At 35.8% G+C, this 16,403-nt stretch carries 13 protein-coding genes and 1 other RNA gene; 11 read left to right on the top strand and 3 right to left on the bottom strand.

The window, feature by feature from the left end; all coding sequences use genetic code 11:
- Nucleotides 1-115: 115 nt before the first annotated feature.
- Both NKG37_RS22050 and NKG37_RS22045 read right to left on the bottom strand, forming a co-directional pair.
- Entirely contained in the window at nucleotides 116-268 is a 153-nt protein-coding gene (locus NKG37_RS22050; RefSeq protein ID WP_169188760.1) for a YpzG family protein, read from the bottom strand.
- 142 nt (nucleotides 269-410) lie between these two features.
- Complete coding sequence (locus tag NKG37_RS22045; protein ID WP_169188759.1) at nucleotides 411-896, bottom strand: Hsp20/alpha crystallin family protein; 486 nt, start codon at nucleotides 894-896, stop codon at nucleotides 411-413.
- A gap of 373 nt (nucleotides 897-1,269) precedes the next feature.
- Between NKG37_RS22045 and NKG37_RS22040 the strand changes: the two genes are divergently transcribed.
- From NKG37_RS22040 to NKG37_RS22030, 3 genes are all read left to right on the top strand, one after another.
- Entirely contained in the window at nucleotides 1,270-2,061 is a 792-nt protein-coding gene (locus NKG37_RS22040) for an alpha/beta fold hydrolase (protein ID WP_169188758.1), read from the top strand.
- Nucleotides 2,062-2,277: 216 nt separating this feature from the next.
- Nucleotides 2,278-4,560, top strand: coding sequence for a DEAD/DEAH box helicase (locus tag NKG37_RS22035; RefSeq protein ID WP_169188757.1), 2,283 nt, complete (start codon nucleotides 2,278-2,280; stop codon nucleotides 4,558-4,560).
- A gap of 10 nt (nucleotides 4,561-4,570) precedes the next feature.
- Nucleotides 4,571-5,845, top strand: coding sequence for a ribonuclease H-like domain-containing protein (locus NKG37_RS22030; protein ID WP_169188756.1), 1,275 nt, complete (start codon nucleotides 4,571-4,573; stop codon nucleotides 5,843-5,845).
- A 326-nt stretch (nucleotides 5,846-6,171) separates the two neighbouring features.
- On the opposite strand, the gene NKG37_RS22025 is transcribed toward NKG37_RS22030, so the two are convergent.
- Nucleotides 6,172-7,359, bottom strand: a complete 1,188-nt coding sequence (locus NKG37_RS22025) for an IS4 family transposase (protein WP_254414795.1) — start codon at nucleotides 7,357-7,359, stop codon at nucleotides 6,172-6,174.
- A gap of 515 nt (nucleotides 7,360-7,874) precedes the next feature.
- Between NKG37_RS22025 and NKG37_RS22020 the strand changes: the two genes are divergently transcribed.
- The 8 genes from NKG37_RS22020 (at nucleotide 7,875) to NKG37_RS21985 (ending at nucleotide 16,310) form a co-directional block, all read left to right on the top strand.
- Nucleotides 7,875-8,228, top strand: coding sequence for a CotD family spore coat protein (locus NKG37_RS22020; protein WP_169188755.1), 354 nt, complete (start codon nucleotides 7,875-7,877; stop codon nucleotides 8,226-8,228).
- An 882-nt stretch (nucleotides 8,229-9,110) separates the two neighbouring features.
- Complete coding sequence (locus tag NKG37_RS22015) at nucleotides 9,111-9,668, top strand: SLOG family protein (RefSeq protein WP_254416433.1); 558 nt, start codon at nucleotides 9,111-9,113, stop codon at nucleotides 9,666-9,668.
- A 75-nt stretch (nucleotides 9,669-9,743) separates the two neighbouring features.
- Complete coding sequence (gpsB, locus tag NKG37_RS22010) at nucleotides 9,744-10,046, top strand: cell division regulator GpsB (RefSeq protein ID WP_016203089.1); 303 nt, start codon at nucleotides 9,744-9,746, stop codon at nucleotides 10,044-10,046.
- A 256-nt stretch (nucleotides 10,047-10,302) separates the two neighbouring features.
- Nucleotides 10,303-10,681: RNase P RNA component class B (gene rnpB, locus NKG37_RS22005), an RNA gene on the top strand.
- Between the two features lie 204 nt (nucleotides 10,682-10,885).
- Nucleotides 10,886-12,019 (top strand): THUMP domain-containing class I SAM-dependent RNA methyltransferase, encoded by a 1,134-nt coding sequence (locus tag NKG37_RS22000; RefSeq protein ID WP_254415342.1) that lies wholly within the window; start codon nucleotides 10,886-10,888, stop codon nucleotides 12,017-12,019.
- Between the two features lie 104 nt (nucleotides 12,020-12,123).
- Nucleotides 12,124-12,294 (top strand): hypothetical protein, encoded by a 171-nt coding sequence (locus NKG37_RS21995; protein WP_169188754.1) that lies wholly within the window; start codon nucleotides 12,124-12,126, stop codon nucleotides 12,292-12,294.
- A gap of 380 nt (nucleotides 12,295-12,674) precedes the next feature.
- Nucleotides 12,675-14,588 carry an ATP-dependent DNA helicase gene (locus tag NKG37_RS21990; RefSeq protein ID WP_169188753.1) on the top strand — a complete coding sequence of 638 codons (1,914 nt, stop codon included), beginning with the start codon at nucleotides 12,675-12,677 and terminating at the stop codon, nucleotides 14,586-14,588.
- Between the two features lie 198 nt (nucleotides 14,589-14,786).
- A complete protein-coding gene (locus NKG37_RS21985) occupies nucleotides 14,787-16,310 on the top strand; it encodes a carboxypeptidase M32 (protein ID WP_169188752.1) in 1,524 nt (507 codons plus the stop codon).
- Nucleotides 16,311-16,403: the final 93 nt, after the last annotated feature.

The following is a 16,403-nucleotide window of genomic DNA, read 5'->3' as shown; positions in this document are numbered from 1 at the left end:
CAACCTTTTATAAAACTAATAAAACCCGAACAACCATTTAGGATTCTTTGATAGTTGTTCGGGTTTATCTATGGCTGGAATACTTATGTCCCAGCCTTCATTTCTTTTTCTCTACTTACCAGCGGTGTGCTTTTGCATTACTTCTTAGAATAATATTTGTTTGAGACATTTGCGTATGCCCATTAACTTGGGACTTAGAACGTTTCGGTCTCGTCCAATTGTGATGAAAAAGCGCAGAGTGAGAATCCAACTGATCTTTATAACTCATCTTATCACCTCAGGAAGTAAGATTAGAAAGAAATTAAATGGATGTAAAAGGAATCTCTCCTTCTCCGTTAATGGAAGGAGAGTATTTCTTACGTGCATCCACTATTAATATGTGCAGATAATATAATATTTACTCTCTTGGTTTACGGATTTTGATCTTCAATCATTATTTTTTTGCCTTTTTGTTTTGGAACTTTAATTGTTAGCAAGCCATTTTTATAGGAAGCGGTCACTTTCTTTTCGTCTATAGGGTGTGGGAAAGCAATGCTTCTACTCCTTTTATTAAACATTTGACTTGTATGAAAGGTTTTAGCTTGGGTGTTTTCTTCTGTAATGATTTCCTGGTGGTTCACACTGATTGTTAAATAATGGTCATAAATGTCTAGTTGAATTTGCTCCTTATTCATTCCAGGTAGCTCTGCTTTAATCGTTGTTCCCTTTTCCGTTTCATTCACGCTAATTGGAAAAGTCATATTGGGAAATGGATTGCTAAAAAATTCATCCATTTGTTGAAGAAAGTTTTTCACTGGCTTTTCCTGAAAAAACTGATTCATGGAACGCATGAAACCATTAAAGGGTTGAGGGGTTTTCTCTTTTTTGTTTGGATCCATTGGGAAATTTGAAGACATAGTACATCACTCCTTACATAAAAAACATGAACGAAAGATTAATATGTTTTATCCCCATTAAAATAAGGGAAGAAAACTGCAAATGAATAGGCCTTTTTCTACTTATACTATGCCTAATAAAATGGATTGGTGTTTGATTCCTCTTTTTTTACTTCATAAAAAATGAATAAGATTTGCTTATAAAAAAAAGTGGTATATTAAATGAAAGGCAGTTTTCTCAAAAATGTTGTTTCTTCAATAGGAAAAAAGAATTAAAGGCAAAATGGAGCAGCCGGAAAGCAAGTGTATTCCGGCTACGGGGAATAGCCATAAACTTTACGAAAACAGGCTTTAGAATAAAGCCAAATGAAAGGTAGAAAGGAAGTTTGTATAAATGAAAAAAATCACAATTGGAAACGAACAACTATCCTATATAGAGCATGGGCAAGGAGATACGATTGTTTTAATACATGGTTTTTGCGGAAGCGTCGATTATTGGGAGTATATTTTGCCCTTACTATCTGATAAATACCATGTAATTGCAGTAAACTTAAGAGGACATGGCAGCTCAACTTATAGTGGAGCCCCATTTGAGATAGAAGATTTAGCGAACGATATGAATAAGTTATTAAAAAAATTAGGTATCGAACAAGTGTATATGTTTGGGCATTCCCTTGGTGGATATGTAACATTGGCTTTTGCAGAGCTTTTTGGAAAGAGCCTAAAGGGATTTGGTTTAATACATTCCACAGCATACTCAGATACAGATGCAGGAAAAGAAGGAAGATTGAACGCAATACGAAAAATTCAAGATCTTGGAATAGAAGAGTTTGTTAATGGGCTAATTCCTAATTTATTTGCCGACGAATCTCTCATAACTTTACCTAACGAAGTGGAAAAGGCGAAAAGAATTGGCTATGGAACAAACGGAATTGCGGCAATGGAGACACAGGCAGCAATGAGAAAAAGACCAGATAGAAATGGAGTAATCGAACAGGCAAATGTGCCAGTTTTATTGGTAAAGGGGACAAAAGATAAAGTGGTTTCATTAGATCGTGTTGCTTCTTCTTCAAGCCAAAATGTTTCAGAAGTTAGATTAGATACAGGTCATATGAGCATGCAAGAAGCTCCCGAGGAGTTGGCAAAAGCAATTCGTTCATTTATCCCAAGTAAGACTCTAACCTAAAAGCTAATGAGAAATACGAGGAAGATAGGAGGGAGATCAACTGTCCGTAAATCCGATTGGTTCAACTAACCATCAGTGGAGAGGAAGAAAAATCCCCACTGATGCAAGTTTCACTTTATTTCATCAAATAGTAAATAATGGTTCTTTTTTTCTTTTTAAAACCTCTTTCAAATCGAACGTCCATTCGATAAAATAGATATATTAGAGGTGAAACAAATGAAAGTACGTAAAAACCTACAAGAAATTATCAAGGAACTAAAAACAAAGGAAGAATACAAGGAAAGAATTTCCTATTGGCATACAATCGAAGCAAAGGAAGCTGTAACAGTTCCACTACCCGATGATTTATTGCCAAATTTAAAAGATGCTTTGCAAAAGCGAGGAGTAACACGGCTTTATACACATCAATATTCGTCATATCAGGCGATTAGAGAAGGGGAAAGCATTGTAGCTGTTACACCAACTGCATCAGGTAAAACCCTTTGCTACAATCTTCCTGTCATTCAGTCCATTGCAGAGAACAAAAATGCACGGGCGTTATATATGTTCCCTACAAAGGCTCTTGCACAAGATCAGAAAAGTGAATTAAATGAATTAATTGAAAGTGCTGAACTACAGATAAATAGTTATACATATGACGGAGATACACCAGCTTCTATTAGACAAAAGGTTCGAAAAGCTGGACATATCGTTATTACAAACCCAGATATGCTTCATTCTGCCATTTTGCCACATCATACAAAATGGGTATCACTATTTGAAAATCTCAAATATGTCATTATAGATGAGTTGCATATTTACAGAGGCGTTTTCGGCAGTCATGTAGCTAATGTTATCCGCAGATTAAAGCGAATTTGTGCGTTTTATGGAAGTAATCCTATCTTTGTATGCACATCAGCAACTATAGCAAATCCAAAGGAATTAGCAGAGAATTTAACCGAACAACGTGTACATCTAATAAATAATAATGGTGCTCCAAGTGGAAAGAAACATTTCGTTTTTTATAATCCTCCTATTGTGAATATTCCCTTGAATATAAGGAGAAGTGCTACTTTAGAAGTGCGTCAAATAGCAGGAGAGCTGTTGAAAAATAAAATTCAAACAATTGTTTTTGCCAAAAGTCGTGTTCGTGTAGAGATTTTGCTTACCTATTTGCAAGGTCTTGTGAAATTTCAACTTGGTCCTAAATCGATTCGTGGCTATCGAGGCGGCTATTTGCCAACAGAAAGAAGAGAAATAGAGCAAGGGTTGCGACAGGGGAATATTTATGGAGTTGTCAGTACAAATGCATTAGAACTAGGTGTTGACATTGGACAACTGCAAGCCTGTGTTATGACAGGATACCCTGGTACGATTGCGAGTTCATGGCAGCAAGCAGGACGAGCAGGCCGTAGACATGATGAATCCCTTGTCATTATGGTGGCAAGCTCAAGCCCCCTAGACCAGTATATGGTAGCGAACCCTGACTATTTCTTTAGCAGAAATCCAGAAACAGCGAGAATAAATCCTGACAATCTTATTATTTTAATTGATCATATGAAATGCGCTGCATATGAGCTTCCTTTTAAAGAAGGAGATACATTTGGAAAGTGTGAAATTAGGGAAATACTCGAGTTCTTGACAGAAGAGCGAATCCTTTTTCAAAACGGGGATAAATGGTATTGGATGAATGATTCTTTTCCAGCACATAATATAAGTCTTCGTTCAGCATCACAAGAGAATATTGTGATCATTGATATCTCAGATGTAAGTAAAAGCAGAGTAATTGGAGAAAGTGATCGTTTTTCAGCAATGACGCTCTTACATGAAGAAGCAATTTATATGCATCAAGGAATTCAATATCAAGTAGAGAAGCTTGATTGGGAAGAAAAAAAAGCATATGTCCGTGAGGTAAGTGTTGATTATTATACAGATGCAAATTTAGCGGTATCTTTAAAGGTTTTAGAAGAAGATAATAAAAATAACTATCCTAAGGCGGAAACTGGCTTTGGTGATGTTAGCATTATAGCAATGAGCACCATTTTTAAAAAAATAAAATTTGAAACCCACGAAAATATTGGTTCTGGTCCGATTACGCTTCCAGAAGAAGAACTTCATACGAACGCAGCTTGGATTTCCTTTCAGCCAAACGAGCTAGAATGGGAACAAGAGCAAACAGAGCAAGGCTTAATAGGGGCAGCCCATGCCTTAAAGCATATAGCACCATTACTTGTAATGGCAGACCCTCAGGATTTGCATGTAGTTCCACAAGTAAAAGCAGAGCATAATGAAAAAGCAACGATTTTCTTTTATGATCAATATCCTGGTGGAATCGGCTTAAGTAAAAAAATATTTGAAGAAATGCCTGCTGTATTAAGAGAAGCAAAAAAAATGGTGAAAAATTGTTCCTGTGAGTATGGCTGTCCTTCCTGTATAGGTACGGAGAGTCATGGAAATAACAGTAAACGAGATGTAATTAAAATTCTCTCTCTTTTAGAGAATAGTAATTTTTCCATATAAGGGGATTAATATGTCTATTAAAAATAAATTAAGCAGGATGAAGTCTCATTTGAAAAAAGAAGAACAGCCCCTCCTTGTGAAAAATCCCGTGGGAAATAAGAGCATTATCCCATTCATGGAGCAGTGGAAGCAGGAGAATGTGTCTCCTTATTGGTTAGATAACGAGTATTGCTTAATTCGCGAAGTTCGATATTCACTTGATTATACGCATGGCAACTATACGTTCCGAGAGTTTTGCCACGTTGTCGATGATTGGAATAATGCAACCTATGACCATCCACTTTCAGCAAAAGGCCATCAAGCGAGTGATTTATTCTTTTTTGATACAGAAACGACAGGACTTGGAGGAGGAGCAGGGAACACTATCTTTATTCTTGGATATGCACAGCTTATAAAAAATGAGATTGTTTTAAAACAGCATGTTTTGCCACATCCTGGGGCAGAAATACCTTTATTTAATAGTTTCCTAGAGAACGTAGACTATTCGACTTTAGTAACCTATAACGGTAAGGCATTTGATTGGCCTCAGGTGAAAACAAGACATACGTTAATTAAAGAGCATGTACCAAAGCTTCCTGAATTTGGCCACTTTGATTTATACCACGCGGCAAGAAGGATGTGGAAGCATCGTTTAGAAAGAACGAAATTGTCGATAGTAGAAGCAGAGATTCTCGGAGTAAAGCGAGAAGATGATGTACCTGGGTTTCTTGCTCCCATGATTTATTTTGATTTTGTTGAACGAAAAAATCCAGAAGGTATGCTTGGCATTCTTAAGCATAATGAAATAGATATTCTTTCTCTAATCACTTTGTATACACATCTAAGTTACCAATTGTTAAGAAAGGATCAGCAAATTAGTGCGAAAGAAACGTTAGAAGTAGGAAAGTGGTACACGCTTATCGGACAGACAGATATTGCAAAGCAAAATTTACAGAGTATTGATGAACAGAATAAAGAAGAGTTGTTAGAGGCAGCCTTTTTATTGGCCAAACAGTATAAAAAAGAGAAGAAGTTTGAAGATGCCATTATTTTATGGCGGAAAATTATCGAAACTTATACAAAGAAGACAAACCCGGTAGTTGTTATACAATCGCTGATTGAACTTGCTAAGTTTGCGGAACATAAAGAGAAAAATATCCAAAATGCATTAACTTATACAGAAAAAGCGCAATTTATACTTCGAGAGCATCAAGAGCTACTTAGAATAGAACCAGAACTTCAAAAAAGGTACGAACGTCTAGAAAAAAAACTGCATACGATTAAAAGAAATCAATTATTCCATTAATAACCTAGTTGTTTGTATGCTCGTTCCCTATTAAAATAGTAAGTGGTTCATTTATCCTACTCTTAACGGGCAGCAATTCCTCGAGCTCAAGCGATAGTTAGTTAGGGGTTGAAACTCTTGCCTAAAGGTCCGATAAGTGTAACTAACCCATCAGTGGGGAGAAGGAAATACCCCAATGTCATCAAGTTAAGAAACCAGTAATTACCAGTGGTAAACCAAAATTGATGTTTATAATATTCTGATAACTAAAAAAGCCAATAGGATGCCCGGGAAGTGCCTATTTAATTTTTTTGGCATTTCCCTGATTTTCCTATTTGTTCGTTTTGTTAGATAGCTGGTCGTTGTCCAAATCCATGTTTATTCGCATTTAGCCCTCTGGAACGTTTAAATTTCCTTCCAGGTCTAATTGGGACTCTATTTCGCTGAACTTCGTTCAGTAGGTCTTTATACATCTTTTTTCTTCGCCTTTGACTTGGTTCAATGATTAAACAAATGAGCTTATCTTTTAGTGCGCCAATTAAAATATTGGTGTTAGTTTTATATTTGTGCTTTAAGTCTTTATCCTTCTGATCCTCGGCGATGATCACATCTGACTCATGCTTTAGTAGGGAAGCCATGTTGCTTAAAAATAAAGCAGCATAAAACTCTTGTTCAATCGTCTGTTTTGTTTCGCCTGAGAATCTTTCAATCTGTATTTTGTTTTTTAAGACATCGTATTTTGTTTCGATTGACCATCGTTTAAAGTACAACTCTTTAAAAGCCGGAATATCAAAAGACTCATCTAATATATTCGTTATAAGTAATTCATCTTCTCCAGAGCCTAATGGGATACGGACCGCACGCAAACGCATGACGTTGCTTTTATACTTGAGTTCAATGACCTGATCAGGGATCCCTTCTTTTATAGCGGCTCGGTAAAAATTAACTGGCGTTCTAACAACAAAATTCACTTTATTCTTCAAAAGATAGTGAAAGAAATATTGAGATGGATACCCACGGTCAAAAAGAAAAAGGTCGTGGTTAGAACGCAGTTCTAGGAAACTATCAATTAATTCTATCGCTACTGTGCGCTCGCTATCTGTACATTTTGTGATTATCCCCTTTACAAATAAATCATTTCCGATATCATAAATAGTAGATACCATGGCTCTGGCAAGTTCCTTGCCATTGCCCTTTGATGCGCCGAAGGTATCTCTTAGCCTTTGGGAATTGGCTATTTCTATGATAGACGCATCAATCGCATATAACCGGAAGCCCTTATATTTAAAGGAGTTATTTGTCTGATAAAACCACGTCGTAATGGTGTCAAATAACGTCTTGAAGGCTTCTGGTTTTATTTTTTTTCGCGCTTGTGAAAATCCCTGTTTACTTATAATTTCTCCTTCTTTTTTAATCAACTCAAAAAAGTCATTCAACTCAATCTGCAAGCTTCTCGTTACTAGATTTAGCACAAACAAAATTGTTTCTGGGAAAGTCAATTTGCCTCCTTTACGTGTAAAGTAGGTTGATTTCATGCGGGAATCGCACATGAAATGGAAATCGTACAATACCTCCCTACATACTTCAATCGCTTCTAAAAACTTGCTTTTTTTCAACAAAAAAACCCCATTTCGTACGAGATATACCAAGAACTGGTATTCACGCTGATTATGGAGGTGTTTCTGAAAAGTCAAGGGGTTTTTTCAATTTTATACAACAATTTTATGAATCTTTTTTAATATTTACATATTTTTACAATTTAGGTTTATGACATTGGGAAATACCCCCAATAAATGAAATACTAATTTGGAGTGGACGAATTTGTATAAAGTAGTTATGTGTATGTTTTTTGTTCTTGTTTGTTTAACCATTATTTTATTTACAACTCTAAAAGACAGCTTTTATGCACATTTATAAAATGATTTTAGGTAGCTCTTGCATGAAATATAAAAAACCAAAGCAAAATAGGTGTTTGTATTAGTACAAGATTATCCCTTTCTACATAAGTTGTTACTGTAAGATAATTAATTTATTGAGAGGAGATTTTCTTATGCATTGTAAACCTAATAACATTTTACCTGCAGTAGTTCATCCAACTAAATGTTGTGTGAATAGCACATATTCAAATAATATTGTGCCACATATTCATCCCACACATACAACTACTGTAAATCATGTGAACTATGAGCACCAACATTATTTCCCACACACTCAATCTGCTGAGACTGTGGTAACTAACACTCAAGCTAATATGGGTCCTGCTCCAGCTCCATATCCAGTAGCTCCTGTTGCACCTGCTTATCCAACAACTGGAGGAATTCCATTTACTGCTACTGGTCAATTGTTCCCAGGTCAACCTGGAACGCCTGGTATGCCTGGTGCATTTCCTTTTAGAAAAAAATAAGTAAGAGGAAGAGGCTGGGACAAAACTAGATAGCCAATCTGTAAAGACGAACAATCTCTAATTTATCTCTTAAATAAAGGTTCCTTTTATACAATGGTTATTTATGTTTTTAAATATAGTCAAGTGTAAAAACTAATTCGTTCCATTGCGCTACAGAAACTCGCTTTCCGCGGGGAGCAACCTAAGCCTCCTCGGCTAAAGCCTGTGGGGTCTTAGGTTTTGCTCTACTTCCCGCAGGAGTCGAGTGTCTTCCGCTCCATTCCACTCTGTTTTTAAAGGCAATTCCCTAAAAAATATTGTTTTTTTAGAAAAAATGAATTAGTAGGAAATATGGAGCAGCCTGAATACACGTAGACTCCTATGGGAGCTGCGAGAAAGTCCGAGACCCTGCAGGCCAGAGGCCGAAGCGGCTCGGCGCTCGCCCCATGGAAAGCGAAGTGTATTCAGGCTGCGGATATTAACACTAACTGTACTGAAACAGCCTTTTATAAAACTAATAAAACCCGAACAATCATTTAGGATTATTTGATAGTTGTTCGGGTTTATCTATGACTGGAATACTTATGTCCCAGCCTCTTTCGTGTAGACAAAAAAATATTCTAGAACCGATTATTTTCGTTCATTTTATCGAATACTTATCATATAATGAAAACTGTAATTACAGACTAGCAGTAAAAATGAGAGCGATTGTCTCAGAAAAAGCATAATTTCTTTATCCTACGCTTAACGGACAGTAAGACTCCCCCATAAGCTTTTTTAACTAACCATCAGTGGGGGAGGAAGGAAAACCCTAACTGATGGAAGTTTCACTTTATGGGATTGTATATTTATGATATATTTTATAGTAACAATGGTAAAGATGAAGGAGTTACTTATACGATTATGAAAATAGCCGTCATTTTTGGCTATAAGCCTTATGAAATTGGAATTTTTAAGCGAGATGAACTAGCTGCAGAATACATAAAATTAGCAATTAGAAAGAACTTACAGGCAATGCTAGAAGAAGGACTGGAGTGGGTGTTAATTAGTGGGCAGCTTGGTACTGAACTATGGGCAGCTGAAGTGGTATATGATTTGCAGATGGAAGAATACCCAGACCTAAAGCTGGGTGTTATTACTCCGTTTCTTGAACAGGAACAGAACTGGAAAGAGGCAAATCAAGAATGGTATGAAGAAATAATCATGCAGGCTGATTTTGTTGATTCTGTTTCAAAAAAGCCATATGAAAGTCCTCAACAACTAAGAGATAAAAATATATTTCTACTTAAAAAAAGTGATGTGTTACTACTTTTTTATGATGATGAGAACCCTGGTAGTCCCAAGTACTTGTATGAACTCGCACAAATGTATCAGGAACAAAATACTTATGAAATTCGTAAAATTCAATTTTCAGATTTACAAGATATTGTGGAAGAAGCAAGGTTTAATGAAGAGTATTAATAGATTTATTGACAAAAATGCATATATTTGAAAAAATAATTGAGATAAATGGTAATCGACTGAGGTGAGCGATAAATGCTATCAGATAAAATGAAATTAACAGCAAAAGATATTTTAGAGAAAGAATTTAAAACAAGTGTTAGAGGTTATAAACCAGAAGAAGTAGATAAGTTTTTGGATTTAATTATTAAAGATTATGAAACCCTTCACCAAGAAATTGAAGAACTACAACAAGAGAATTTACGTTTGAAGAAGCAGGCAGAGGAAGCTAGCCGCAGACAACCTGCACCAACTACAGCTGGAACTACTAATTTTGATATCTTAAAAAGATTATCTAATTTGGAGAAGCATGTATTTGGAAGCAAGTTATACGATTGATTTCATCACCAAGAAGCTATTCTTTTTATCCACTCTTAACGGCCAGTAAGACTCCCGACTCAAGCTTAGGAGAATAGGAGGGAGATCAACTGTCCGTAAAGGTCCGATTGGTTTAACTAACCATCAGTGGGGGAGGAAGGAAAACCCCACTGATGGATGGTTCACTTTATCCAACAAGATAGAAAGATAATAATTACCTATAATAACCATTGCAATAGATAGGTAAAACAACTATAATAGCTATTGTATCAATAAAACGCTTTGGTAATCGCTGCAAACTTTGTTTGTAGAGGAAAGTCCATGCTCGCACAGGCTGAGATGCTTGTAGTGTTCGTGCCTAGTCAAAAAATAAGCTAGGGCAGCATATCTATGCTGACGGCAGGGAAAATACCTAAGTCTTCGGATATGGTATGAATACCTTGAAAGTGCCACAGTGACGTAGCCTTGTCAGAAATGACAAGGGTGGAACGAGGTAAACCCCACGAGCGAGAAACCCAAATTATGGTAGGGGAACTTTCTCTGAGGAAATGAACGGAAGAGAAGGACAGAAATTATTTTCTGTAGATAGATGATTACCGCCTTAGTACGAGATGAGAGTCGTATGAGTACAAAGGAACAGAACATGGCTTATAAAGCGTTGAGTTGATTTATGATGAAGATAACATTACAAAGGGTGACACGTAGATTTGTGTCTGATATGCTGTAGAATTTCGTTTTAAACAGTATGTCATTCATATAATCTGGTCATCCTTTTTATATGGAATATACTTAATTTGTTGGAAAAAATAGTATCGCATTTATACATAAAAAATTATTTTAATGACGACAAAGGAGATTTTATGAGGGAATTTGACTTAATTGCTACTGCAGCTATGGGCCTTGAAGCAATAGTTGCAAAAGAAGTAAGAGGGCTAGGATACGAGTGTACAGTAGATAATGGGAAAGTTTTATACAAAGGTGATGAAAGAGCTATTGCAAGAAGCAATATGTGGTTACGTACAGCTGATCGCGTAAAAATCAAAGTAGCAGAATTTAAAGCTACTACATTCGATGAGCTTTTTGAAAAGACGAAAGCGATTCGTTGGGAAGAATATCTTCCTGTGAACGCACAATTTCCTGTTTCGGGTAAATCGGTAAAATCAAAGCTGTTCAGCGTATCCGATTGTCAAGCGATTGTAAAAAAGGCAATTGTTAATCGAATAAGCACGCATTATAAGAAAACAGGTTGGCTAGAGGAAAATGGTGCATTATTTAAGATAGAAGTTGCTATTTTAAAGGATATAGTTACATTAACGATTGATACTTCAGGTCAAGGGCTTCATAAAAGAGGCTATCGTGCTGGACAAGGGGAAGCTCCTTTAAAAGAAACACTCGCTTCCTCCTTAATTTTGCTAACAAATTGGACAGCGGATCGACCTTTTGCAGATCCTTTTTGCGGATCTGGGACAATTCCTATAGAAGCTGCATTAATCGGGCAAAATATTGCGCCTGGCTTTAATCGTGATTTTCTTTCTGAAAGTTGGGACTGGATGCCAAGTGAAGTATGGGATGAAGTTCGTACAGAGGCAGAGGATAACGCGAAATATGATCAGCCTCTTGAAATCTTCGGATCAGATATCGATCATCGTATGATTAAAATTGCTCAAGATAATGCCTTTGAGGCAGGACTTGGAGATCTTATTACTTTTAAGCAGATGCAAGTAAAAGATTTTACCACTATGAAAGAAAATGGTGTTATTGTTGGGAATCCGCCATACGGAGAGCGATTAGGAGATAAACCATCTGTTCAAAAAATGTATCAGGAAATGGGACAGGCTTTTGCTCCACTTGAAACATGGTCTATTTACATGCTCACAAGTGACGAGGAATTTGAAACACACTACGGCAGAAAAGCAACAAAAAAACGTAAACTATTCAATGGTTTCATCAGAACAGATTATTACCAGTACTGGGGCAAACGAAAAAGAGACTAAAAATTTGGGAATAGCCCTCCAAAAGATTACATCCTTTAAATAAGTATATTTTCTGAGAAACAGTATATATTTATTCTATACGTAATTTGCTGGAGGGAAAATTTATGAAAGACAGTACTTTAGATTATACAAAAATAATCGGCGCATTAAATTCTTCGATGGATTTAATAGAAGGAGAAGGAATTTCGGATGAAACCGTGATAGAGCAGCTATCGGCAGCTCAACAAATGGTTCAGCAGGCAATGACTTATTCCTTATCAAGAGATAGAGGATAACAAAAGGATTAGATCGTTTTGTTATAACGGCAGCATAGTGCATAGATGTTCTCCTATGAGAAATGCGAGCAAGTCCGAAACCTAGCAAGGAGGCTTTGATCGCCTCGAAAAATAAAGGTAATATTAATTTGACTACCTAAAAGTTTAAATGGAAAGTCTTTAGAAAACAAATCATGGATTGTTTGATATCCAAAAAAATATCCAATTTTGTAAGAGAGGGTGCCTAAATCTTGTGTGGCAACCCTCTTTTCACTTGAATATTGGTCTAAAATTGACTATGATTAGGGTTCGTCATTAAAAACAAGTGTAATAACCCATTACTTATTAAATAGATAAAGATGAAAACAAGAAGATTATTTCGTAAAGTCGGAGGGGTACTCATGCAAAATAGCATGCCATTTGAAGTATCAAAAACAGAATCATTTTATGACAAGTTGGGAGAATGGATCGGGGATGTCTTTTATGACATTCTTCCAGAGGCAGGGTATGAATTACGCGATGAGCAAGTATATATGGCTTATCAATTAGAAAAAGCATTTAAAGACAAGAAAACGATTTTCGCAGAGGCAGGAGTAGGGACTGGAAAAACGTTTGTTTATTTACTATATAGTATTTGTTATGCCCGTTATGTAAACAAGCCTGCTATTATCGCTTGTTCAGACGAAACATTAATTGAACAACTTGTTAAAAAAGAAGGCGATATTGCAAAGCTCGAACAGGCACTTGGGTTAAATATTGATGTTCGGTTGGCGAAATCGCGAAATCAGTATTTATGTTTAACCAAATTAGATCAAAAAATTACATTTGAAGATACGTATAATTCCATTTACGATAGCCTTCCAGATTTCGTGCACGGCACTGGTTCGATGCAATCTTTTGCACCATATGGTGATAGAAAAGACTATCCAGATCTGAACGATAAAGATTGGGAAGGGGTAGCATGGGATTCTATGCAAGATTGTTTTACATGTGATAAGCGCCATCGTTGTGGGCAAACATTGCATAGAGACTATTATCGAAATGCCAAAGATCTAATTATTTGTTCTCATGATTTCTATATGGAACATATTTGGACAAAAGAAGCTAGAAAAAGAGAAGGGCAGCTGCCTTTATTACCAGATAGTGCATGTGTCGTTTTCGATGAAGGGCATTTATTAGAATATGCAGCACAAAATGCTCTAACATATCGTTTGACTGAGCAAAACTTGGAGAATCTATTAACTCGTTTAATGGCAAATGATGTGCGAGAAAAGACATTAAATATTATTGAAGAAACAATCTACCAAAATGAGCAGTTTTTTAGAGAATTAACAGATGCATCTTATAAAACAGAAGGCTCTGATAAACAAGAAATCAAAAAAACGGATCGAGTAATACAAGCAGGTAGAAAATTAGCAGGCTATATTTCAGAGCTAGAAGAAGAGCTTGTCTTCGAAAGCGAAATGTATGTCATCAATGAATACGACTTAAAAGTTGTGGAGGAATATTTAGAACAGATATCTCATTCATTAGGCTTATTTTTAAAAGAAATGAATGGAATAACATGGTTTGAGGAAAACAATGGCGAAAGAACGCTTGTCATTATGCCGAGACTTGTTCAAGATATTATGCAAGAGGAAGTATTTAGTCAACAAAAGCCGATTATCTTCTCCTCAGCGACACTGTCTGACAATAAATCCTTTGAATACATGGCAAATAGTATTGGTGCAACCAATTATTTATCATTTTCTGTGGATTCTCCTTTCGACTATGAAGAAAATATGACTGTTCATATCAAACCATTTGCGAAAGAAGCGGACAAAGAAAAACAAGAATATTGTTATGGAGAATTAATAAAAGCAGAAGGTCGTTCCCTTGTTCTTTTCAATAGCAAAGAGGATTTAGCTAGTTTTCAGGAGAATTTACCCAATGATTTCATGCTGCCAATTTATTTTGAAGGGGAAAGAGAAATCAGTACCCTTGTTTCTAAGTTTCAAAATGAGGAAAAATCAATTCTTTGTGCAGTGAATTTATGGGAGGGGCTAGATGTGCCAGGTAGATCATTAGAAAACGTCTTTATCTATTCCTTGCCATTCCCTCCAAACGATCCTGTGTATAAAAGTAAACGAGAAAATGTAGAAAATCCATTTTTAGAAGTGGATTTACCATATATGATTTTAAGGCTACGTCAAGGCATTGGTCGATTAATTCGTACACATGAAGACAAAGGATCTATTCATTTATGTATGAATCCGGACGAAACTGAACTTGTAAAGAGTTCTGTGCTAAAGGCATTGCCAGTAAAACCAAATTAATTAGTTTGCATGTCCCATAAGTTTATCTAATGTTGTTAAGCAATACTATAGATAAACTTATGGGACATTTTTGTCTCTAAAGGGAAAAGTATTTGTTATCTATGTGGTCTTCAATGAAAATTAATTATTAATCATATTTAGTTCATTAACCAATATGTTATGATAAAAGAATAATAGGAAAGAAAAGAGGAGAGTATATTGTCTACTAATCAAAAAGAGATAGAAATACAATTTTTAGATTATGTGAAGAAAATAGGTGCATATAATGAAGCGCTTGCTTTAATTTATTGGGATTTGCGTACAGGTGCCCCAAAAAAGGGAGTAGACCAGCGAACAGAAGTAATTGGGGTATTATCCTCTGAATTGTTTGCCTTATCAACTTCTACAGAACTGGAATCTTACCTTTCTATTCTCTCTGAAGAAAACATTCAAAAGGAATTATCGCCTATCACAAGGAAAACAGTAGAGGAAATGAAGAAGGACTTTGATCGCAATAAAAAAATTCCAGCCCAAGAACATAAAGAATATGTAATGCTACAGTCGAAAGCAGAAAGTGTGTGGGAAGAGGCGAAAGAGAAAGCTGATTTTGCCCTATTTCAGCCATATTTAGAAAAGTTAGTTGAAATGAATAAACGGTTCATTGAATATTGGGGATATAAAGATAATAAATATGATGTTTTATTAGATATGTATGAGCCAGGAATGACAGTTTCTATATTAGATGAAGTATTTTCAAATGTAAGAGAGAAAATAGTGCCATTAGTACATAAAATTGCAGAATCAACTAATAAGCCATCAACAGACTTCTTATATGAGCCATTTTCCAAAGAAAATCAAGAAGCATTCAGCCTCAAAGTATTGCAGCAGGTAGGATATGATTTTGATGCAGGGAGGCTAGATCAAACGGTTCACCCATTTGCTACAGGAATTAATCCAGGTGATGTTCGTATCACGACTAAATATGACGAATCAGACTTTAGAGTAGCTGTATTTGGAACAATTCATGAAGTTGGTCACGCATTATATGAACAAAATATTTCTAAGGAATTAGTTGGTACGCCATTATGTTCAGGAACATCTATGGGGATTCATGAATCTCAATCTCTCTTCTATGAAAATTTTGTCGGAAGAAATCTTTCTTTCTGGAGACATAATTATGAAACATTAAAATCATATACAAATGGACAATTTGATCAAGTTCCTGTGGAAGAATTCTATCGAGCTATCAATGAGTCAAAGCCTTCACTAATTAGGATTGAGGCAGATGAATTAACATATCCGTTACATATTATGATTCGTTATGAAATAGAAAAGGGATTATTTGATGGGGATATAGAAGTAAAGGATTTGCCGAAGATATGGAACGAGAAATATAAATCATATTTAGGTGTTGTTCCTAAAAATGATGGAGAAGGTGTGCTCCAGGATGTACATTGGGCTGGCGGAAGCTTTGGATATTTTCCTTCCTATGCACTAGGTTATATGTATGCAGCACAGCTAAAACAGATAATGCTAAAGGATATTCCTAACTTCGATGAATTATTAGAACAGGGAAAATTATTACCTATTAAAGAATGGCTTAATGAAAAAATTCATTATTATGGTAAAACGAAAAAACCACTTGAGATATTAAAAGATGTTACAGGTGAAGGATTAAATGCTCAATATTTAATTGACTATCTATATAAAAAATATAGTGATGTTTATCAGTTAGAGCAATAAAGAAAACTTTATCCATGCCCCACCTGATTTCGCGAATTTTCGCAGCTTGCGATTGGAACATACTTCCCATTAAGAATGGGAAAAAGATTAAGC

The sequence above is a fragment of the Niallia sp. RD1 genome (assembly GCF_024219955.1).
In the GTDB taxonomy this organism is placed as follows: Bacteria; Bacillota; Bacilli; order Bacillales; family Cytobacillaceae; genus Niallia; species Niallia alba.
The sequence above is the reverse complement of the archived record's forward strand: the minus strand, read 5'-3'. Positions and strand labels throughout refer to the sequence as shown.

Coding starts and splice junctions, on each gene's coding strand:
- NKG37_RS22050 (WP_169188760.1), bottom strand. CDS start 268: ATGAGTTATAAAGATCAGTTGGATTCTCACTCTGCGCTTTTTCATCAC.
- NKG37_RS22045 (WP_169188759.1), bottom strand. CDS start 896: ATGTCTTCAAATTTCCCAATGGATCCAAACAAAAAAGAGAAAACCCCT.
- NKG37_RS22040 (WP_169188758.1), top strand. CDS start 1,270: ATGAAAAAAATCACAATTGGAAACGAACAACTATCCTATATAGAGCAT.
- NKG37_RS22035 (WP_169188757.1), top strand. CDS start 2,278: ATGAAAGTACGTAAAAACCTACAAGAAATTATCAAGGAACTAAAAACA.
- NKG37_RS22030 (WP_169188756.1), top strand. CDS start 4,571: ATGTCTATTAAAAATAAATTAAGCAGGATGAAGTCTCATTTGAAAAAA.
- NKG37_RS22025 (WP_254414795.1), bottom strand. CDS start 7,359: ATGAAATCAACCTACTTTACACGTAAAGGAGGCAAATTGACTTTCCCA.
- NKG37_RS22020 (WP_169188755.1), top strand. CDS start 7,875: ATGCATTGTAAACCTAATAACATTTTACCTGCAGTAGTTCATCCAACT.
- NKG37_RS22015 (WP_254416433.1), top strand. CDS start 9,111: ATGAAAATAGCCGTCATTTTTGGCTATAAGCCTTATGAAATTGGAATT.
- gpsB (WP_016203089.1), top strand. CDS start 9,744: ATGCTATCAGATAAAATGAAATTAACAGCAAAAGATATTTTAGAGAAA.
- NKG37_RS22000 (WP_254415342.1), top strand. CDS start 10,886: ATGAGGGAATTTGACTTAATTGCTACTGCAGCTATGGGCCTTGAAGCA.
- NKG37_RS21995 (WP_169188754.1), top strand. CDS start 12,124: ATGAAAGACAGTACTTTAGATTATACAAAAATAATCGGCGCATTAAAT.
- NKG37_RS21990 (WP_169188753.1), top strand. CDS start 12,675: ATGCAAAATAGCATGCCATTTGAAGTATCAAAAACAGAATCATTTTAT.